Below are 19,962 nucleotides of genomic sequence, written 5' to 3'. Positions count from 1 at the left end.
CGCGCTGCGACGCAACATGATTCATGAACGTCGTTGGCGACGCTCGACTGTAGTCGACAGTGCCGTTCAGATACGAAGAGGCCTCCAGCGCGATCACGAGAACGTTTCGGCGTTGCCGGGCGACTTGACCTGCCACGGGAGCGTGGAACGGCTGTAGCGCAGGCTCTGCTGGCAGAAACTCGGACTTCGGCTGCCCCAGAGGTTGGGCGTGGACCTACGACACGACGTGGTCGAAGCAGCGAGAACGGCCGAAGCGGCCGGATACGCGAGTTTGTGACCTACGAACGGTTGATCTTCCCGGAGTCGCCGCTGGAACCCTATGCCCCGCCGAGCGTGCCGTGGCCGGAGTCCTCACGGCAGGTCGCCGACTCCCTGGCAGTCCTCACGGCAGCGGCGGTGGCGACCGAAGCGCTGCGCCTCGGTACTGCCGTCTTGATCGCCGCCCAGCACACCCCCGTCCAGCTGGCCAAGGCGCTGGCTACGATCGATCAGCTCAGCGGCGGCCGCGTGATCGCAGGTATGAGCGCCGGCTGGTCCTCCGACGACCTCCGGGCGCTGGCGCCACCCGGGCGGATCGCGGCCGCTTCCTCGACGAGACGCTGGACGTCTTCGATGCCGTGTGGGGACCGGACCCGGTGACCTTTTGCAGTCCTCGCGTAGTCATCGACAACGCCTCGGTGCTGCCCAAGCCGGCGTCGAGAATCCCCGTCATGCTGGGCGGCGGTGGCAGCAATCTGGGACGCAGCACCAGTCCAAGGGCGGTGCAGCGCATTGCCAAGCGCGCCGACGGTTGGCTGCCGCTGCTCACCACGCCCGGGCTAGTCGGGGCCGCCGAACTGCGCGCGAGCTGGGACCGTATCCGGGACATGGCTTCTGAGTATGGCCGAGACCCGAGCAGGATGGAGCTTGTCGTGGTGGGAAACGTCACCTTCACCGACCGTCCGGCCGGACCCGACCGATCGGCGTTCGTCGGCACACTCGACCAGGTCATGGATGACGTCCAAACGGCCGCAGCGGCCGGCGCAGACGAGCTCATCGTGGATCTCAATCTGCAGGACTGGTTCACCAGCACGCCGCAGATGCTCGAGACCGCGGTGGAGCTCCGCGAGCGGGCCGCAGCCGGGTGACCGGGTGGGCGAGCGTGCCAATCACGCAAAGGAGCGAACGCCCTATTGCGGCGGGCATCGCCCAGCAACTACATTCCGCGGGATGTATCCGTACTGGCACTGTGGCTTTCTCACCGTGCCGGTGCACGGACTGTTCATCGCACTCGGCGTCCTCGCGGCAACGGTCGTGTTCTTCTACGAGGCACGGCGCCGCGGTGCGGTCAACGAGCAGTCGCTGGTGGCAGTCGCTGGTGCCCTGGTCGGTGGGGCTGTCGGCATGCGACTGTCGGGCTGGGCCGAACACCTCGACTTCGCATCCAACCCCAACCTGGCGCAGGCCTGGCAGTTCGGAGCGAAGAGCATTCTGGGCGGATTGGCCGGGGCGTACGTCGGGGTGCTGATCGCCAAGAGACTCGGCGGTTACCGCGGCAAGACCGGAGACCTGTTCGCTCCCGCGGTGGCACTTGGGATGGCGATTGGCAGGATCGGGTGCTACCTCGCCGAAGCACCCGGTCGTCCCACCACATTGCCGTGGGGAGTGCACGCCCCGGTCTCGACACCAGAATGTCCGGGATGTCTGACCGGACAGGCCATGCATCCGTCCTTCCTCTACGAGATCGCCTTCCAACTCACGGCATTCGTGGTACTGCTGTGGCTGAGAAGCAGGGTCACGCGGCCGGGTGAGCTGTTCGTGATCTACCTCGCGGCGTATGCGGCATTCCGGTTCGTCGTGGAGTTCTTCCGGGCCAACGAATTAGTTTGGCTGAATCTCACTCGGCCGCAATGGTTTCTACTGTTCACGCTGCCGCTGCTGGCCGTTCGACTGTGGTTCGGCTATCGCCGTGGCTACTATCGTCCCGAACCGCGAGCTGAGGAAGTACGCGTATGACCTTCCCACCCCCGGGACCGCCTCCGAAGCGCGCGCGGCCTGCCAGCTCCGCAGGCATGGCCGTGCTCGGTGTCTTCGTCTACTTCATCTTCAACTTCGTCGCGGGCTTCGTGGGGCTCCTCGCCGGCGGTTCGCGCTCCGCCGGCAGCCTCAACGTCGGGATCATCGGCACCGCGATCGTGCTGGTTCTCGTCGCCTTCGGCGGGGGCGGGGCCATGCTGGCGTCATACAACTCCAACGCACGGGGTTTCGGTTTGGGTCTGATGATCGGTTGGGCGCTGACGTCGCTGTTCACGGTCGGAATCTGCACCGGCCTGAATCCGGAGGTGTACTCGATGTGACTGCCACCGGCATGGGATTGCGCGGCGATCGAATTCACCGCTACGTCACCGCGTTCTGCCCGTTGTGCCACCACGACGCGCCCGAGCGGCCCTTGACCGAAGTCGCCCGGCTCAGTGGCACCCTGGTCGAACGCGAAGGTCGCATCTGGCTCGAGCGCGGTTGCCAAACCCATGGCTTGGTCCGCACGCTGTACGACGAAGACCCCGAGATATTGTCCTACCTCGAAGAATGGACGGCGCCAACCAAGGCCCACACGCCCGACGAGGTCGGTAATTACGATCCCATCCCGGCTGCCTACCTGCGTGGTCTACCGGAAATGCAGACCCAGCACACCTGCATCCTGCTCGAGGACATCGCCGAGACCTGCAACCTGCGCTGCCCCACCTGCTTCACCGATTCCTCCCCCGAGCTGCGCAACGTCGTGCCCGTCGCGGACGTGCTGGCCAACGTCGATCAGCGGCTGGCTCGGGAGAACGGCCGAATCGACGTGCTGATGCTCAGCGGGGGCGAACCGACGCTTCATCCCGAACTCGACACGCTGCTCGCCGAGCTCACCGAACGTCCGATCACTCGGATCCTGGTCAACAGCAACGGTTTACGAATCGCCTCCGATGACATTCTGCTGGACTTGCTCACCCAGTATCGCGAGCGGGTCGAGGTGTATCTGCAGTTCGACGGTCAGTCGGAGGCGGCCCACCGCTTCCACCGGGGCGGTGATCTCCGACGAATGAAAGCACAAGCGCTGCAACGGTTGTCCGAGCGGGAGATCTTCACGACGCTGGTCATGGCGGTGGCATCGGGCGTCAACGACACCGAGCTCGGGCAGATGGTCCGGTTGGCGCTGGACACCCTCTACGTCGGCGGGCTCACCATCCAACCGGTGTTCGGCTCGGGCCGTTCGGGTCTCATCGATCCACTCGACCGGCTCACGCACACCGGGGTGCTCGCACGACTCGGTCCCCAGACCGAGGGCCTCGTCACGTGGCGGGACCTGACGGCATTGCCGTGCTCGCATCCGCACTGCTGCTCGGTGGGCTACCTGATTCGCGACGACGGCGACCAATGGCGCTCCCTGGTGTCGCTGATCGGCCACGACAACCTCAAGACCAAGCTTGGCCTGGTGGCCAATCGGATTGCCGATGCGGAGCTACCCGCGCAACTGCGGCTCGCGGTCCAGGAGGCACTGCTGGGCCTACTGTCGGAGCAGTCGTCGCTGTCGCATCCCCAGATGGGCGAGGTGTGGCGCAACATCTGCGAGAACTGCGATCTCGGCATGTCCACGCTGCTGACACTGGCGGCGTCGGCCCTGCCGGGGCGACGACGCAAGATTCGGCGGCTTCTCGGCGAACGCGTCGTCCGCATCACCGTCAAACCCTTCATGGACATGTCGACGATGATCGAGGAACGTTTGATCCAGTGCTGCGTGCACGTCGGGACCAAATCCGATCAGAACCAGTGTGCGCCGTTCTGCGCAGTGCAGGCCTGGCCGGCGCTGTCCCGTCAGCGCCTGTCGATCGCCGCGGGCCAGGCGCTACCTCTCGTGGAAGTCCGATGAGCCAGGACACCTCGCCCATCTACCCGACACAGCCCAACGTCCCCTACGACCCGCTGCGCCTGTGCATCTACGCGAGCGTTGCGCTACTGGCCTGGCTGTTCGGCGCATGGGCCGTTGTCGCATTCGCGGTCCTTGGTGTCGTCGGTTACGTGCGTGCCCGTCGCGCCGGCTTGCTGCGCTCCCAGTGCGTACTGCGCGATACCCGGTTGGTCATCGGCTATTTGGGCGTCATCGCGGCGATCGGCATTGCCTCGATCGTGCACGACGCTGCATAGGAGCACCATAGAGTGCCAGCGCCTTCGAACCGGCGAAGCGGTTCTGAACCATGTTGCTGGACAGATAGAGTGCCGTTCCCAGCGACACCTGGGTGATGCCGTCACTCTCCACCTCGGCGAACCCTTGCCGGGCAGCGTTGAGCGTTTGGGAACTGGTCACGCTGATGGCCGGATAGGCCGAACCCGCCCTTCTTGGTGCGATCGAGCATCTCGACGTAGTGATGGGGGTTGCTATCGGCATTACCGAAGTTTCCACTCGGTGAGCGCTAAGTGCATCCGCACGAATTGCGATGGTGGAACGTCGTCGGCACGCGAATCTGTTGCGGCGCATCATCGTGTCCCCGGATTCTGCGCAGAAGCAATTCGACCGCCGTGGCGCCGATCGTGTCGACGTCCTGCGCCGCCGCCGTGAGCCCCGGTTCGAAGAGGTCCGACCATTCGAAGTCGTCGTAACACACGAATGCCACGTCGGCCGGAATCGACAAACCGAGACCGCGAAGGGCCTTGAGTGTCCCAATGGTCATGGAGTTGTTCAACGACACCAGCGCGGTGGGCCGGTTCTCACGCGACATCAGCGAGTGCACTTCGCGTTCCGCCACATCCGTGCTGGAGTCGCCGTCGATGACCAGGGCCGTGTCGACGGCGATGTCGCGGTCAACAAGCGCCGCGGAGTATCCGTCGAACCGCTCGGTGGTGGACGAGATCCCGGCAAGGCCGCGGACGACGGCGATCCGACGATGCCCGAGATCGAGCAGGTGCTCGGTCAACGACCGGGCCGCCGAGAAGTTCTCGGGGCCGACCTGGTCGCTCCCGAGGTCGACACCGCGGTCGATCAGAACCAGAGGAGTCCCGGTACGGGCGATTTCGGGGAGGCTGACCCGCTCCGACCCTGCCGCGGGTGCCACGATCATCCCGTCGACCTGCCGGTCCAGAAGCGAGTCGGTGACGCGTTTCTCCGAGTCCACGTTGTCATGGGAGTCGCCGACGATCAGCACGTAGCCGGCGTCCGACAGGGCACGTTCCACGGCGTGAACCAGGCTCCCGAAGTACGGGTTCGTCAACGCGGAGATCGAGAGTCCGACCGTGTGTGTGCGTCCGGCCGCGAGGGAGCGTGCGACGACGTTGCGCCGGTACCCGGTCTTCTCGATGGCCGCTTCAACGCGTAAACGGGTGGCGGTGTCAACCTTGCGTGTGCCGTTGAGCACGTGCGAGACGGTGGACGCGGAGACTCCGGCGATGCGCGCGACATCGCCCATCGTGGTCACCGCAGACATACGATGCGGTCCGCTCGACCTGCGGTCGACTCGATGAGTTGGGCATTGCGCTCGTCGGACCCGTAGGCCCAGAACGCCGCGTCCTGCGGGGACTTTCCGTGCGCCTCGTGTCGGCGCAGCAAGCGGGCATGGCGAACGTCGGTGTCGGGGGCCAGGAACCAGACCTCGTCGATGCGGGAGCGTGCCGCAGGCCACGCATCGCATTCCAGCAGAAGGTAGTTTCCCTCGGTCACGACCAACGGCACCGTGGGCGGGACGGGAATGGACGACCCGATCGACTCTTCGATCTCGCGCCGGAACCGGGGCGCGTACACGACGGGATCGTCCACGCGCTGTGCCCGAAGGGTGGCGATCAGCCGGGCATACCCGCCGTCGTCGAACGTGTCGTAGGCACCCTTGCGGTCCCGGATCCCCATCTCGATCAAGACCTCGTTGGCCAGATGAAAGCCATCCATGGGAACCAGCACGGCGGCATCAGGCCCCAGAGCGGTGACGAGTTGCTCCGCGACGGTGGACTTTCCGGCTCCCGGTGCGCCGGTGAGGCCGAGAATACGGCGTTCTCCGGGGACAACGAGCGCGTTGGCCCACTCGACCAACTGGTCCAGTGTCACGTCCTGCACGTCCTGCTCGATGGTCACCGCTCTCGCTTTCGAGTCCGTTCAACGGGGAGTTCGCTCAGCCATGCCCGCGGCCCGACCACCGAACACCGCAGCGCCGCAACGCGAGCCGAGCGGTCGATGCGCTCGGCGACACCGCTCTCGATCTGGGTCGAGAAGTACGCATACGCGCCGTGGAAGGCATCACCGGCGCCCAGCGTGTCGACCACCACCACCGGGTCCACCGGCACTGACCCGGAGTCACCCTCCGACCACCACTCGACGGGGTCGCCGCCGTGCGTGGTGACGACAGTGGGGACGCCGCTGCTGACCAGGGCTTCGGCCGTGGACTCCGGGGTTTCGGAGCCAGGCATTCGAAAGTCGCTGGAGCACACCATGTCCGTCGCGTGCGCCACGATGTCGCTGATCACCGGTTTCCATCGGCCTGCGTCGACCACGAGTGAGACGGGCCGTGCTGCCGCATGTCGGACGGCAGCACGGGCGATCAGGGGGTGGTGCCCGTCGACGAGCACCACGTCGGCGTCCGCCACGAGGTCACCGAGGTCTGCCGGTGGCGACGCGTCGGAGTTCACGGCGTCGAGCGAGACGACCGATCGGTCGCCCGTCGATTCGACGACCGATACAGCGGACACGGGCACCGCTCGGGTGGTGCCTGCCGCCGCGTCGACGACGCTGACGCCGTACGCAGCGAGGTCGGCGCGAATCAATTCGGCGACCGGATCGTCGCCGAGGGCGGTCACGAGGATCGCGTCGCCGCCCAGCCCCGCGAAGGTGACGGCCGCATTCGCGGCTGGTCCTCCCGCAGCGACGAACTGGGCGGTCGAAGTGATCTTCTGGTTCACCGCAGGCGCTTTCGCGATGCGGTGAATCACGTCGAGAGTCGCCAACCCGACGAAAACCCCGACCGGGGGTCTCTCAGAGACCGGCGCGTTCCTCATCGCTCGGCTCCTCTGCACCGGTCATGAGCGCGACCACCTCAGACATCGAGCGCTTCTTCGGATCGACGACGCCGGCACGTTGCCCGAGCCGGTGGATGTGTATCCGGTCGGCCACCTCGAACACGTGCGGCATGTCGTGGCTGATGAGCACCACGGGAATGCCGCGGTCGCGGATCGACCGGATCAAGTCGATGACCTGTCCCGATTCCCGAACGCCGAGAGCAGCAGTCGGCTCGTCCATGATGATCACGCCGCGGCCGAACGCGGCAGCCCGCGCCACTGCGACACCCTGACGCTGCCCGCCCGACAGTGTCTCCACCGCCTGGTTCACCGACTTGATGCCGATCTTCAGATCCGCGAGGTGCTGCGACGCCCCCTCGCGCATTCTCGGCATGTCCAATCGGCGGAACAGGCTGCCCACGATGCCTTTTCGTCGCACCTCGCGCCCCAGGTACAGGTTCGACGCGATGTCGAGCGCCGGGACCACCGCGAGATCCTGGTACACCGTTTCAATTCCGGCTGCTCTGGCGTCTCGGGTGTTCTTGAACGACACAGGGGTTCCGTTCATCAGTATCTCGCCTGAGTCTGGAATCACCGCTCCCGCCAAAGCCTTGATCAGACTGGACTTTCCGGCACCGTTGTCACCGATGACGGCAAGGACCTCGCCCTCGCGGAGCTCGAAGTCGGCGCCGTTGATCGCGGTCACGTGACCGTACTTCTTGACGAGTCCGCGCGCTTCGAGAACGGGTGCGCTCATTGTGATCTCCTGCGTGCGAACTGATCCACTGCCACCGCGACGATCACCAAAATTCCGGTCGCGATGTTCTGGTAGAGGCTGTCGACGCCGGCCTGGGTGAGACCGTTACGGAGAACGCCGACTATCAGCGTGCCCACCAGTGTTCCGCCGACGCCTCCGCGCCCACCGAACAAACTGGTCCCTCCGATGACCACCGCGGTGATCGTCTCGAGATTGGCGTTCTGGTAGGCGTTCGGGTCGGCATTCGGGATTCGACCGAGGGCAGCCCACGCAGCGATGGCTGCGATCACACCCGTCGCGAGGTAGACGGAGAACAGCACCCGCCCAGACTTGATGCCCGACAGATTCGACGCCTGCGGGTTACCGCCGACGGCGTAAATGTGCTTACCCCAAGATGTTTGGGACAGTGAGTATCCCATCACGAGGTACACCAGGAGCATCGTGACCACACCGTATGTGGTCGAGAACGCCCCGATGCGAAAGGACGTGCCAAGGAAGGTGAGCGGCCCTTGCTCCACGCGGTAGGTCTCGGAGCCCGCGAGCAGGCGGGTGGCCGCCTGTATCGCGGTGAACGTTCCCAGCGTGACGATGAACGGTGGCAATCGCAGGGTCGTGACGAGCCCGCCGTTGATCGCACCGAACACCACGCACACCAGCAGCGTCGACCCGAGCGCCACGACCGGCCCTCCTGCGCCCGCACTCTGCGCCATCACGATGGTTCCGAAGACCGCTACCGCGCCGATCGACAGATCGATCCCGGAGGTGAGAATGATCAGCGTCTGGCCAACGGCGAGGATGCCGACAACCACCGACTGTTGAAGGATCAGCGAGACGTTCTGCGGATTGAGGAACGAATCCGAGACCGCGCTGAAGATGACGATTGCGATGACGAGCGCCACCAGCGGACCGAACAGCGGTTCACGCAGGAGGTTCCCCACGCTGAAGCGGCTCGATACCGATGGCGTCGCTGCCGTAGGAGCGCTGGTGGTCATCTATTAGCTCAACCCCAGCAGTTCTTTTCGCCCCAGGCGGTGTCCTTCGACTCGAGTCCGGCAACAGGCTTGTCCGTGACGAGCTGCGAGCCGGTGTCGTTGAATCCGCTTGGCTTGGTGCCGTCCTTGGCGAACTTGACCACGGCCTGCACGCCCAGCTCGGCCATCTTCGCCGGGAACTGCAGCACCGTTGCGCCGATCTTGCCCGACTTCACGTCCGCGATGCCCGTGCAGCTTCCGTCGATCGACCCGATGGTGATCTGGCCTGCGCGGTTGGCGGACTGGATCGCCTGGTACGCGCCGGCGGCTGCCGGTTCGTTGATGGTGTAGAGCGCGTTGATTCCCGGAGCGCGCTGCAGAATGTTCTCCATGGCGGTCTGCGCCTTGGTCTGGTCGCCGTTGGTGTTCTCCCGGCCGACGATCTCCGGCGAGTCGTTCGTGATGCCGAAGCCCTCGAGGAATCCGTCATGACGGAACGTGTCGACGGTTCCACCCGGGGTCCCGTCCAGCATCACGACCTGGGGCGCTGCGTTGCCGAGTGCGCCTTTCACCCATTTGCCCTGGCTGACACCTGCGGCCTTGTTGTCGGTGGCGAACGTGGCGTCGACGGCGTCTTCGGGGTCGGTCGCGGTGTCGAGAGCGATGACGACGACGCCTGCGTCGCGCGCCTTCTTGATCGAGTCGAGCACCCCGGTGGAGGAGTTCGGGGTGATCAGGATGCCTTTGACGCCCTGACCGACCATGTTCTCGATGGCCGCGACCTGACCCTCGTTGTCACCGTCGAAGGCACCCGCCAGCGCGACCAACTCGGCGCCATCCTTATCGGCCTGCGCCTGGGCGGCCTCACGCAACTTCACGAAGTACGGGTTCGAATCGGTCTTGGTGATCAGCCCGACCTTGACGCTGTCGGAACCCGATCCGCTGCAGGCGGTCAGGCCAAGAACCAGCGAGCCTGTCATGAGAACCGTGCTGAATGCGACCGTGCTTCTGCTGCGCTTTGCGAACATGTGGACTCCCTTGTCCTCGGTGTGACGCCGATCACTCAGTGCGTTCGTCAGGAGCCTATGAACTACGCAAGCGCTTGCGCAAGCGCTTTCCCGAAATAATCTGTGGAGATTGACAGGAATCGCCGAACTACTTTGCCAAAACTTCGGCGCTCGCCGGGACTGCCGATATTCACCGCACGAGCCCCGCGACTTCGGCGATCACGCCCCACTTGACTCGGTCGTGTTCAGCGAGCTGTGAGCATCTCTTGTGCGACGCGAGGTCGGCGTGCCAGCCATCTCTTGGCGCCCCTATGCTCGACCATCTGGTGCCCGCACCGCAGAGCAAACGCATGACGCGAAGGTCTCAGGCGTCGGGCTGCGGGAATAGCAGCGGAACCCTCGAACGTTGCGGTCGTGGAGGAACTGCCACCCCATCCTGCGTTGCTGATCGAGGTGCGTGGTGAAGCTGAAAAGCCGTAAGAAGACTGTCAGTCGGTGATTCGTCTAGGTGAAGGAGTCACGCTTTGTCCTCATCCATCGAAGAGCGGATTCGCTTGATCGAAGACCGTCTGGAGATCTACAACCTAATAGCCACCCATCCCCTGACGGGGGACACCGGTGATCGTGCCCTGGTCGACGTGTTCTACGCCGAAGACGTCGTCGTCGATCGCGGCAACGGTGGCGAGGCACACGACCGAAACGCCATGGCAGAGGTGCTAGGGCGTGCCGAGCACCGGAAGGCCATCGACGTTGGTTTGGCGCACTTCGGTAATCTGCCGCTAGTCGACTTGGACGGTGACAAAGCTACCGCCGTCTCGTACATCGCTCTGATGACTCCCGATTCACACGGCGAAATCCAGCACCTCGCCAACCATGGCGACTCGCAGGGCTACCGCGTACATCGGGTCGGGGTCAATGTGTGGTCGCTGCAACGCGCCGACGTTGGCTGGCGCGTGGTAGCTCGCACGGTGCGCATGGTCGGCAACGGCGCGTTCGAGTTGTTGTGTGAGGCTGGCAAGCGGCACCTCGCAATCGACGAAGGTTCGGCAGGGGGCTGAGTCTTCGTCTACCCGTGTGACGCGCCTGCTCCTCTGATCGGGCAACCCCGAGGGCGTTTGCGACACGAGCTCTGCTGCTCCAGCCTCCGACGCCCCGGACGGTTGGTTCCGGTCGATCGCTGCGTCTACGCAGGAGCTTCAAATCGATTGAGGGTTATCGAGCCGATGTAGGCCTCCGACGCCCGCACCATCTGCATCACCAGGCTGGCATAGAGCGCGTGGCTGGAGTCGATGTCCTCGGCGAACCCGTAGGCATAGACGAACGTCGTACGTACGACGAGGGACGTGGGAAAGATGAGTGTGCGCGGCGCGTCGGCACCGACGTCGATCAGCATCTGGGCCGCGGCCCGACCCTCGTCGACGAAGTCACGGTGGACAGTGGTGAGCCCGGCCTCCGCGGGGACGGAGAACCAGCGCACGCCGCGAACGCGGTCAGCCGGTGAGACTGACGAGGTCGGCGCGTCCGCTGACCAACGCGGCCGCTGCGTCTGCGCGCAGATCCTCCGGCACGTCGACCGCCACCAGCGCCCCCGTGGCACGGCGCAGCCGTTCGGCGAAATCGAAGCGGTTGAGCAAAGATTCGCGGTCCGCAGGCCCGGCAAGCTGGTAGATCTCGGCAGGCGGTAACCCAGTGAGCAGTCGGTCGGCGTCGTCCCCCCATGCCGGTGCCGTGCCGACGTCGACGCGATGCGTGGTGGGCTCGGCACCGATCGTTCGGGGCACTACTCGGCCGTCGAATCGGCGTGAGCCACGGATCAAGGGCCGACCGAGGATCCAGTCGACCAGGTCGCCCGAGGGGGGAACGTCGTCCTCGCTGACGGCGGCATAGGCGGCCACTCCCCTGCGCGCGACGTGCGGAGCCGATTCGGCGAAGCGTTCCACCGTGACCTTGCCTGCGCGTGTCATGTAAGCGAGCATCAACTGCTCGACCGGCATCGTGGTCATGCGGTCGGGAAACGAATCCCACCACAGCATCGAGCGCAGGGCGATCGACTGCAGGTGGTCGACAGCCGGACGGCGATCCTGTTCATAGGCGTCGAACGCCTCGTCGAGGGTGTCGGCGGCGACGATCGCGCGGTCGAGCGCGATGGCGTCCTCCATTGCCAGCTTGGTGCCCGACCCGATCGAATAGTGGGCGGTGTGCGCGGCGTCTCCGAGCAGTACCACGTTGCCTGTGTGCCACGTGTCGCAGCGCACGGTGCGAAACCGCATCCAGCGCGTGCGGTTGCCGATCAGCCGATGCCCGTGCAGCGCGTCGGAGAAGGCCTCCTGGAGGTAGTCGAGCGAGGCCTGGTCGGTCCGAGTCGCCGGCGTGTCACGGGTTGTTTCCTCGAATCCCGCTCGCCGCCAAGTCGATTCGTCGGTTTCGATCAAGAACGTGCTGCGGTCGGCGGCGTACGGGTAGGCGTGGGCGACGAAGGACCCGTGCTCGGTGGTGACCGGGGTGAATACCGCACTCGGCAGCGCGAATTCGGTGCCACACCACAGGTACAGTCCCTGCCCCTCGGCAATGTCGGGCTTGAAGTCGTCTGCCAATTCGCTGCGGGTGGTGCTGTTGATCCCGTCGGCGGCGACGATCAGATCGGCGTCGAGATCGGCCACCGATCGTCGCTCGTCGAACCGCAGTTGCACCCCGGCATCCTGCGCGAATCGCTGCAGCACGCCCAGGAGGGTAGCCCTCCCGATGGCCAGCAACTCGCCGTGAGCCAGCCGTGCGTGCTGGTCGCCGACGCGCATGGACATGTCGTGCGGGTGCGACGCGGCGACGATCGCGTCGAGCGACGCGGTGTCGGCCAAACGCAGGTTGCGTTGGGTGCGCGAGGCCAATCCGACACCAAACCCGAAGGTCTTCTCCGGCACTCCCTGGTCGTACAAGGTCACCTGGGCGTCGGGGTGGCTCAGTTTGAGCAACCGCGCCACGTACAGACCGCCCGGGCCACCTCCCAGGACCGCGATCGTCTTCAACTTCATGCGTCACGCCTTTCGCGTACCGACGCGCGGTTGCCGAACGAATCAACAACTCGCGCAACCGATGTCGCCGCCTCGGCCTCCAGGAGTGCCGCGATGTCTGCGCGGAGCCGTTTCTTGTCGATCTTTCCGACGTTGGTCAGCGGCAGGGCTTCCGTCCACTGCAGCCGTTCGGGCCACTTGTACTTGGCGACCCCGAGGCCGTCGAGGTGCGACTGCACCTGCGGCATGGTCAGCTCGGCGCCGTCGTTCGAGACCAGGTAGGCGCAGGCGCGCTCGCCGAGCCGCAGATCAGGCATGGCGACCACGGCGGCGGCCGCGATGCGGGGATCCCGAAGCAGCAGCACCTCGATCTCCTCGGCGTTGATCTTCTCCCCGCCGCGGTTGATCAGGTCCTTGATGCGCCCTTCGATACACACGTAACCGCGTCCGTCGATTTCGCGGATCGAGGCCAGATCGCCCGTGCGGTAGAACCCGTCGGAGGTAAAGGCGGTCGCGTTGTGGTCGGCCGCATCGAAGTAGCCCGGGATCGTGTACGGCCCGCGGCAACACAATTCGCCGACCGCGCCGGCGGGGACCTCCTGCTCACTGGACGGGTCGAGGATCCTCACCTCATCCGACGGGGCGATGGGCACCCCGACGGTTTCCCTGCGGGCGACCTCGGGGGCATCGAGCGGGGTGACCGTGAACAGGCCCTCGGACATCCCGAAGAGCTGTCCCGCCCAACGGTGCTCGCCATCGTCGACGCGACGGAATAGGTCGTGGCTGACCTTGGCGCCGGACAGTATCGCCCGACGCAGAGTGCGGCGGGCCTTGTCGAACTCGGGCCACTGCACCGCTTGGTAGTGGCCGTGGCCGAACAGCGCGTCGGTCACCTCGTGGCGGGCCATCAACTCGAATGCCGAGGATGCGTCCGGTGTCGCCACGACCAGGGCGGCGCCGACGGCGTGGGTCGCGTGCAGTGCGCAGGATATGCCGGCGTTGTGGATGAGTGGAATCAGGTGCGCCACTTTGGTTTCGGGAGTCCAGCCCAGGGCCTGCGCGTAGAACAATGCGTTGTTCCAGTACTCGGCGTGGATGCGTGGGATGACCTTCGGCACCCCGGTGGTCCCGCCGGAGAGTTGGAAGACCGCGACGTCGCCGGGATCGGTCTGGACTTCGACCGATTCGACCAAGGCGCGGGCGGTGGCCGGGTCGACCTCGGATCCCAGGTCCTCGATGCGGGTGGTGCCGTCGGCGGTAAAGGGTGCCTCGATGGTCAGGACGTGGCGAAGAGTTGGATGCTCACGGGCGACGTCGTGGGCAAAAGCGACCAGATCGAACTTCAATCCGGCCTCGACGATGTGGGCCACCGCGCCGACCTTGGCGCTGATGTGCCCGATTTCGTGTGCCCGGTGCGCGGCGAGGGTAGCCACCGGGATGAGGCCCGCCTTGAGGCATCCGTACCAGGCGATCACGGCGTGGGCTTTGTTGGTGACTTGGAACAGGACGGGGTCCAGGCGGCGCAGACCGAGCGCGGTGAGCGCGGCGGCGACCTGGTCTGTGCGCTCGTCGAGTTGGCGGTAGGTGAAGGTGGCGTCGGCGGTGATGAGCGCGACGCGGTCGCCGTGGCGCACCGCGGTCTCATGGAGGCGAGCACTGGTCGGGGCGTCGCTCCATTGGCCGGTCTGGCGGTAGTGGCGGGCACGATCGGCGGGATACGGCACGAGTCGGCCGTTCCAGCCGTAGGGCGTCGTGGGTCTGTGCGCTGGCATCACTGCGTTCACTCGGCGACCGCCGGGAGCAGTCGGGCCAGGTCGGAGACGTGGTCGGGGTGATCGGCGGGGACGATGCCGGAATAAACGGCAGTCCAGCAGCCCGGGCAGCACAGTTGCCTGAAAACCACTGGAGTGTCGATGTATTCGGTCGGGTCGGAGGTGACTTGGGGTCCGGCGTCGGTGGAGGGGCCCTCGTAGCGGGCCAGATCGAGTCGGCCGGTCTTGCTGTCTCCGAGCAGTCGGCCGCAATGCGCGCAGGCGATCACGCGGGCGTCTCCGATGGTGATCTCGGCGAGGTTGTCGTCGATGCGCCGGCCGGTTTCGGGGTGAACGTTCGCCTGCTGGGTTTGGGGGATGTCGGAGCGGCTGCGTCGCTCGGCACGGATGTCGTCGCGCAGCGCCGCGGTGGCTGCGGTGTCGAAGTCACCATCGGCGACGACGACGCCGTAATTGATGCGGGCACCTTCGGCGCTGACCTTGCCGTTGACGACGTCGCGGGCGACGGCAGCGGGTTCGCGGCGCAACGGGTCGCCGTAACCGCCGCCTCCTTGCCAGTGCATGTAGAGCACTTCGCCTGGGGCAAGGTAACTTTCGGCGTAGCAGGCGCCGATCTCGCGGGTGCCCCCCAAATCGGCGAGGTCGCCAGGCAGCCGGCCTTGGGCGAGCATCTCGGCGATACCGGCGTCGCGCGCGAGGATCTCCAATCCGGTGTTGCCGGGCTGGCCGCCGGCCAGGCCGTTGTTCTGGGCGATGGCCTTGCCTGCGGAGGCGAAGACCAGGCCCATGGGCAGGCTGCTGCCGTATGGGGTGACAGCCACCGACGCGCTGACCCCGCCGCGCATGCGGCCGGCGCCACCGGAGTCGGGCTCCTCGCGGCGCCACAGTGTGAGCAGTGGATAGAGGAACTCGGTCATCTCGGTGTCGGGGATGCGTCCCATCGGGATGCAGAACAGGCCGCCGGTGTCCATGCCGTCGGCGACGGGGCGAGCACCGTAACCGCCGGCCATGGGTTCCATCATGATGTTGAGGAACGGGACGCTCTGGTCGTTGCGTTCGTCAAGGCCGGCAATGACCGCGGTGTCCCAGGTGCCGCAGCAGGACGCCTGAACGCTCTTGCCGAGTTCGATGCGTTGGTCCAGCATCTGGGCCAGGCACTCGGCGATGAGGTTGCCAGTCAGCCAGGCCGGGCCGATTGGGCCGCGGCTGACCGCGGCCGGGAAGGTGGCGTTGTTGATGGTGCCTTCCTCTGAGACAAGGTCGAAGCATCGCATCAGTCCGCCGGCCGACCAGGGGATGTCTCCTGCCAATATCGGCAGCACCGCCAGCATCACGCCGCCGCGCATGCCGGCGTAGGTGCAGTTGATCACGCCGGTCTGGGGGTCGGTGCCGGTGAAGTCGAACGTGAGGTGGTCGCCGTTCTTGGTCATGGCGACGGTGATCTTGTGCACGGCGCGGTCCCCGACGGAGCTTTGATCCTGATAGCCGGTGGCGCGCCAGGTGCCGTCGGGCAGGGCGGTGAGCTTGTGGCGCAGGCGGGTCTCGGCGTCGTTCATCATCCGCTTCATCACCGCCTTGACGGTGTCGGCACCGTACTGCTCGATGACCGACGTCAACCGGGTGCGTCCCACGGTGTTGGCGCCGATCTTGGCCCGCAGGTCGAGGCCGACGAGCATCGGTACCCGGGAGCGCCGGATCCAGGCGTCGGCGACGTCGCGTTGGATCTCGTGGTTGCGCATCACTTTGATGGGCGGGGTGGGCAGGGATTCGGAGAAGACGTCCTTGGCCGAGGGGTCGAAGGACCCCAGTCCCGACCCACCGAGGTCGGGCTCGTGGCAGATGGCGCTGGTCCAGGCGAACAACTTGCCGTCGTGGAAGACCGGTTGGTAGACGATGACGTCGCTTTGGTGCAGCCCGCCGCCGACCCATGGGTCGTTGCACAGGAACATGTCGCCCTCGGCTATTCCGGGGTTCTGCGCGCGGTGGCGCAGGGTCCAGTAGATCGCGAGGTCCACGGCGCCCACGAGCATGGTGTTGTACAGGCCGACCTGCACCTCTTGGCCGAGTTCGTCGCTGATGGCGAAGTCGAAGTCGTTGGCGTCGGTGACGATGGGTGAACCGGACATGCGCTTGAGCGCTTCCCCCATCTCGTCGGTCACCGACCAGAGGCGGTGCCGGATCACCTCGTAGGTGAGCGGGTCGACGGCGTCGATCTGCTCCTGGGTGACGGTGTGGGTGGGCACCGTCGCACCGATCATGCGGGAGAGGGTGTCGGGGTCGATGGGTCGGCTGGAGAAGATCTCGGAGCCGGGGATGGGGGCGGTCATGGTGGCTTCTCCTCTTATTCAGGCGTGGTCGACGGCGATGTGCAGGTTGCCGAGCCGGTCGACGGTGCCGGTGGTGCCTGCGGGCACCACGACGGTTGTGGTGGGCACCTCGATCACCGCGGGCCCTGCAAGGACGTGCCCGGCGCGCAGCTTGGTGTACTCGTAAATGTCGGTGTCGACGTAGCCACCGCGCCCACCCAGGCACACCTTGCGGGTGCCGGTCAGGGCCGCGGAGGCATCACTGGAGTCGGCCTGCTTGACCTCGGGCAGGGTGGGTGAGAACGGCAGCACGCCGGTGCCGCGCACCCGGTAGGTGATGGCCTGGATGCCGGCCTCGCGGAATCCGCTGTCCTTGCCGTAGAGGTCGGCGTAGCGCTGCTCGAACACCTCGACGCTGGCGGCGACGTCGGCGGCGGTCAGGCTGTCGTTGGGGACGGGGGTGGCCACTTCGGCGAGCTGCATCGAGTAGCGCATATCGATCTCCCGCTCGATCTCGACCGATGAGAAGGTCAAGCCCTGCCGGGCCAGCATCTCCCGGACCTGGGCCTCCAGGCCCTCGAAGTTGCGTTGCACGCGTGCGGGATCCAACGGCATCGCAGCCGGATCCGACAGCTCCTTGGCTAACACGATGTCCGAGGACGCCAGGCCGTAGGCGGAGAACGCCGAGGCCACCTGTCCGAGCGGCACCACGACGTCGGTGGCCCCGATCTCCTGGGCGTAGAACCCGCAGTGGGCGGGGCCCGAACCGCCGAACGCGTAGACAATGAACTCGCGCGGGTCGTGGCCGGCCTCCACGACGGTCTTGCGCAGCAGGTCACCGGTTTGGGCGTTTTGGACTTCGAAGATCGCGGCCGCGGCCTCTTCGACGGTCAACCCCAAGGGTTCGGCGATGCGGGTGCGGATCGCCTCACGGGCCAGGCCGATGTCGAGCGTCCGTCGTCCGCCGAGCAGGCCACGTTCTCCGATGATGCCCAAGACCAGGTTGGCGTCGGTGTTGGTGGGTTCGGTGCCGCCGTTGCCGTAGCACGCAGGCCCGGGGACGGCCTGGGCGCTGTGCGGGCCGATCTGCAGATTGCCGCCGGCGTCGAGCCAGGCGATCGCCCCGCCGCCGGATCCGATGGCGTGCACCTGAAGGGTGGGGACGTTGATCGGGTGATGGTTGATCACGGTGGTCGAGGAGCGGACCGGTTCGCCGTCGACGATGAGGCCGGCCAGGAAGGTGGTGCCACCGGCGTCGGTGGCGATGATGTTGCGGTGTCCGAGTTGTCGGCCCAGCGACACCGCGCCGACCACCCCGCCGGTGAGTACCGATCCGACCGTCGAGATGGCATTTCCCGGAGCCTCCGCTGCCGCGACGGCGCCGCCGTTGCTCTGCATCACCAGCAGGGGCCCGGTCATGCCCAGCTCCCGCAATCTGCTTTCCAGCTCGCCGAGGTAATCGCGCAGACCGGGTCCGATCTGCGTGCTCATGATCGTGGTGGCGTTGCGGGCGAATTCCCTGATGCGGGGTGACACTTCGCTGGAGATGGCCACGAACAGGTCGGGGTCGATCTCGTGGGCGATCTCACGGATCCGGCGCTCATGGGCCGGGTTGCGGAATGACCACAGCAGCGACACCGCGATCGCGGAGATGCCGTCGGCGACCAGGGTGACGACGGCGTTGCGGACCTCGTCCTCGTTGAGTGCCACCACCACCCGGCCGTCGCGGTCCAGCCGCTCGGTGACCTCCAGTGCGTGGCGCTGGCGCACCAGGCCGTGAGACTTGCTCTGCCAGAGCGGGTTCTGTAGTTCCTCGGTGGAGCGGCCGAGGTAGCGACCCTCGACGTTCATGATGAAGATCGAGTCGCGGTGCCCCTTGGTGGTGATGAACCCGATGTCGGGAACCCGGTTCATCACCAGCGCGTTGAGCGAGGACGTCGTCCCGTGCGCAATGTGATGGGCGTCGGACAGCATGTCTTCGACGGACTGGCCCAGCTGTTGGGCCAACACGCCGAGGACGTCGATGACGCCGGCCGAGTAGTCCGGTGGCGTGGACGGTGCCTTGCCCGCGATCACCATGCCACAGCCGTCGTCGAGTACGGCGTCGGTGAACGTTCCGCCGACGTCCACGCCGATCACGTATGCCATCTGTCGATGTCCCTCCACTTGAGCGGCCCGACTGCCCCAACGGAGCCAACGCCAGTGTCGAGTATTGGACGCGCATGGTGCTTGTGTCAACAGTCACACCGCCAACCATTATTCGGTTCTCGGACGCTCGTTTGATCGTGGTTGACGAAACGGCGCAGAACTCGCACACTCACGAGTGTCGAATAATCATCATTAACGTCAAGCAGTTGCTGGAAGGACCCATACCGACATGACCACGCCGCATCGAATCGGACTGGTAGTACCGAGTTCCAACGTCACTGTCGAAACCGAGATGCCTGCCCTGCTGGCGCGGCACCCGCTGTCGCGCTTTTCGTTTCATTCCACGCGTATGCGGATGCACACGGTCTCCCCCGAGCAGCTGGTGTCGATGAATGCCCAGCGAGAGCGCTGCATCATGGAGATCGCCGATGCCGACCCAGCCGTGCTGCTTTACGCCTGCCTGGTGGCGGTGATGGTGGGCGGCCCGGGTGAGCACCGGCGCGTCGAAGCTGCGGTGGCCGAACAGCTCGCGACCGGCGGCTCGGACACCCGGGTCAGATCCAGCGCTGGAGCCCTTGTCGAGGCGCTCGGCGTGCTCGCCGCGAAGCGGATCGCGCTGGTCACCCCGTATATGAAGCCCCTGGCGCAGCAGGTCGTGGACTACCTGATCGCCGAAGGCTTCGACGTCGTTGACTGGCGCGCCCTGGAAGTCGCTGATAACGCCGACGTCGGCTGCATCCCCGGCGAGCAGGTGATGGCGGCGGCCCGGTCGATGGAGCTGACCGGAGTCGACGCGCTGGTGCTGAGCTGCTGTGTCCAAATGCCATCCCTTGGCCTGATCGAACCCGCCGAACGGGAATTCGGCCTGCCCGTGCTCTCGGCCGCCACCGCAGGCGCCTACAGCCTGCTGCGCAGCCTGGACCTGCCGGTCACCATCGAGGGCGCCGGCAGCCTGCTGCGAGCCGATCTCGCCTCCATCCCTGCCTGACGGCCATCC

At 66.0% G+C, this 19,962-nt stretch carries 18 protein-coding genes and 2 pseudogenes; 8 read left to right on the top strand and 12 right to left on the bottom strand.

The window, feature by feature from the left end; all coding sequences use genetic code 11:
- Window positions 1-273 precede the first annotated feature (273 nt).
- The 6 genes from D6M19_RS35145 to D6M19_RS29080 all read left to right on the top strand — a co-directional run bounded on the left by D6M19_RS35145 (window position 274) and on the right by D6M19_RS29080 (window position 4,167).
- Complete coding sequence (locus D6M19_RS35145) at window positions 274-639, top strand: LLM class flavin-dependent oxidoreductase (RefSeq protein WP_268812343.1); 366 nt, start codon at window positions 274-276, stop codon at window positions 637-639.
- Window positions 531-1,127, top strand: coding sequence for an LLM class flavin-dependent oxidoreductase (locus D6M19_RS29100; protein WP_268812344.1), 597 nt, complete (start codon window positions 531-533; stop codon window positions 1,125-1,127). Before D6M19_RS35145 ends, D6M19_RS29100 begins: the two co-directional genes overlap by 109 nt.
- A gap of 82 nt (window positions 1,128-1,209) precedes the next feature.
- The gene (locus D6M19_RS29095; RefSeq protein WP_123028760.1) at window positions 1,210-1,995 is read left to right on the top strand and encodes a prolipoprotein diacylglyceryl transferase; all 786 of its coding nucleotides are present in this window, start codon (window positions 1,210-1,212) and stop codon (window positions 1,993-1,995) included.
- A complete protein-coding gene (locus D6M19_RS29090; RefSeq protein WP_234835106.1) occupies window positions 1,992-2,336 on the top strand; it encodes a hypothetical protein in 345 nt (114 codons plus the stop codon). Before D6M19_RS29095 ends, D6M19_RS29090 begins: the two co-directional genes overlap by 4 nt.
- An 11-nt stretch (window positions 2,337-2,347) precedes the next feature.
- A complete protein-coding gene (locus tag D6M19_RS29085; protein ID WP_123028781.1) occupies window positions 2,348-3,892 on the top strand; it encodes a radical SAM protein in 1,545 nt (514 codons plus the stop codon).
- The gene (locus tag D6M19_RS29080; RefSeq protein WP_123028758.1) at window positions 3,889-4,167 is read left to right on the top strand and encodes a hypothetical protein; all 279 of its coding nucleotides are present in this window, start codon (window positions 3,889-3,891) and stop codon (window positions 4,165-4,167) included. Before D6M19_RS29085 ends, D6M19_RS29080 begins: the two co-directional genes overlap by 4 nt.
- Window positions 4,168-4,174: 7 nt before the next feature.
- Here the strand turns inward: D6M19_RS29080 and D6M19_RS35350 are convergent.
- The 7 genes and pseudogenes from D6M19_RS35350 to D6M19_RS29050 form a co-directional block, all read right to left on the bottom strand.
- A pseudogene (locus tag D6M19_RS35350) lies at window positions 4,175-4,408 on the bottom strand (class II fructose-bisphosphate aldolase); the annotation flags it as partial.
- A gap of 25 nt (window positions 4,409-4,433) precedes the next feature.
- Entirely contained in the window at window positions 4,434-5,423 is a 990-nt protein-coding gene (locus tag D6M19_RS29075) for a LacI family DNA-binding transcriptional regulator (protein WP_234835105.1), read from the bottom strand.
- Window positions 5,424-5,428: 5 nt separating this feature from the next.
- Window positions 5,429-6,079 (bottom strand): nucleoside/nucleotide kinase family protein, encoded by a 651-nt coding sequence (locus tag D6M19_RS29070; RefSeq protein ID WP_123028757.1) that lies wholly within the window; start codon window positions 6,077-6,079, stop codon window positions 5,429-5,431.
- Window positions 6,076-6,996, bottom strand: coding sequence for a PfkB family carbohydrate kinase (locus D6M19_RS29065; RefSeq protein ID WP_123028756.1), 921 nt, complete (start codon window positions 6,994-6,996; stop codon window positions 6,076-6,078). The genes D6M19_RS29070 and D6M19_RS29065 overlap by 4 nt, the downstream gene beginning before the upstream one ends.
- Window positions 6,974-7,753, bottom strand: coding sequence for an ATP-binding cassette domain-containing protein (locus tag D6M19_RS29060; protein ID WP_123028755.1), 780 nt, complete (start codon window positions 7,751-7,753; stop codon window positions 6,974-6,976). The genes D6M19_RS29065 and D6M19_RS29060 overlap by 23 nt, the downstream gene beginning before the upstream one ends.
- Window positions 7,750-8,745 carry an ABC transporter permease gene (locus D6M19_RS29055; protein ID WP_123028754.1) on the bottom strand — a complete coding sequence of 332 codons (996 nt, stop codon included), beginning with the start codon at window positions 8,743-8,745 and terminating at the stop codon, window positions 7,750-7,752. Before D6M19_RS29055 ends, D6M19_RS29060 begins: the two co-directional genes overlap by 4 nt.
- A gap of 8 nt (window positions 8,746-8,753) precedes the next feature.
- Window positions 8,754-9,752 (bottom strand): substrate-binding domain-containing protein, encoded by a 999-nt coding sequence (locus D6M19_RS29050; protein ID WP_123028753.1) that lies wholly within the window; start codon window positions 9,750-9,752, stop codon window positions 8,754-8,756.
- A 503-nt stretch (window positions 9,753-10,255) separates the two neighbouring features.
- Here D6M19_RS29050 and D6M19_RS29045 point away from each other — a divergent pair.
- Window positions 10,256-10,789: a nuclear transport factor 2 family protein gene (locus D6M19_RS29045; RefSeq protein WP_123028752.1), complete on the top strand. Its 534-nt coding sequence runs from the start codon at window positions 10,256-10,258 to the stop codon at window positions 10,787-10,789.
- 158 nt (window positions 10,790-10,947) lie between these two features.
- Here D6M19_RS29045 and D6M19_RS35010 read toward each other — a convergent pair.
- From D6M19_RS35010 to D6M19_RS29020, 5 genes and pseudogenes are all read right to left on the bottom strand, one after another.
- A pseudogene (locus tag D6M19_RS35010) lies at window positions 10,948-11,058 on the bottom strand (DUF2786 domain-containing protein); the annotation flags it as partial.
- Between the two features lie 163 nt (window positions 11,059-11,221).
- Complete coding sequence (locus D6M19_RS29035) at window positions 11,222-12,760, bottom strand: FAD-dependent monooxygenase (RefSeq protein ID WP_123028750.1); 1,539 nt, start codon at window positions 12,758-12,760, stop codon at window positions 11,222-11,224.
- Window positions 12,757-14,511 carry a (2,3-dihydroxybenzoyl)adenylate synthase gene (locus tag D6M19_RS29030; RefSeq protein ID WP_123028779.1) on the bottom strand — a complete coding sequence of 585 codons (1,755 nt, stop codon included), beginning with the start codon at window positions 14,509-14,511 and terminating at the stop codon, window positions 12,757-12,759. The genes D6M19_RS29035 and D6M19_RS29030 overlap by 4 nt, the downstream gene beginning before the upstream one ends.
- Window positions 14,512-14,519: 8 nt before the next feature.
- On the bottom strand, window positions 14,520-16,838 hold the full coding sequence (locus tag D6M19_RS29025; RefSeq protein WP_123028749.1) for a hydantoinase B/oxoprolinase family protein: 2,319 nt from the start codon (window positions 16,836-16,838) through the stop codon (window positions 14,520-14,522).
- Between the two features lie 18 nt (window positions 16,839-16,856).
- Window positions 16,857-18,965 carry a hydantoinase/oxoprolinase family protein gene (locus tag D6M19_RS29020; RefSeq protein WP_123028748.1) on the bottom strand — a complete coding sequence of 703 codons (2,109 nt, stop codon included), beginning with the start codon at window positions 18,963-18,965 and terminating at the stop codon, window positions 16,857-16,859.
- 229 nt (window positions 18,966-19,194) lie between these two features.
- Here D6M19_RS29020 and D6M19_RS29015 point away from each other — a divergent pair, with 229 nt between their 5' ends.
- Window positions 19,195-19,953, top strand: a complete 759-nt coding sequence (locus D6M19_RS29015) for a maleate cis-trans isomerase family protein (RefSeq protein ID WP_123028747.1) — start codon at window positions 19,195-19,197, stop codon at window positions 19,951-19,953.
- Window positions 19,954-19,962 lie beyond the last annotated feature (9 nt).

It is taken from the genome of Mycolicibacterium stellerae (assembly GCF_003719305.1).
GTDB classification, from domain to species: domain Bacteria; phylum Actinomycetota; class Actinomycetes; order Mycobacteriales; family Mycobacteriaceae; genus Mycobacterium; species Mycobacterium stellerae.
The sequence above is the reverse complement of the archived record's forward strand: the minus strand, read 5'-3'. Positions and strand labels throughout refer to the sequence as shown.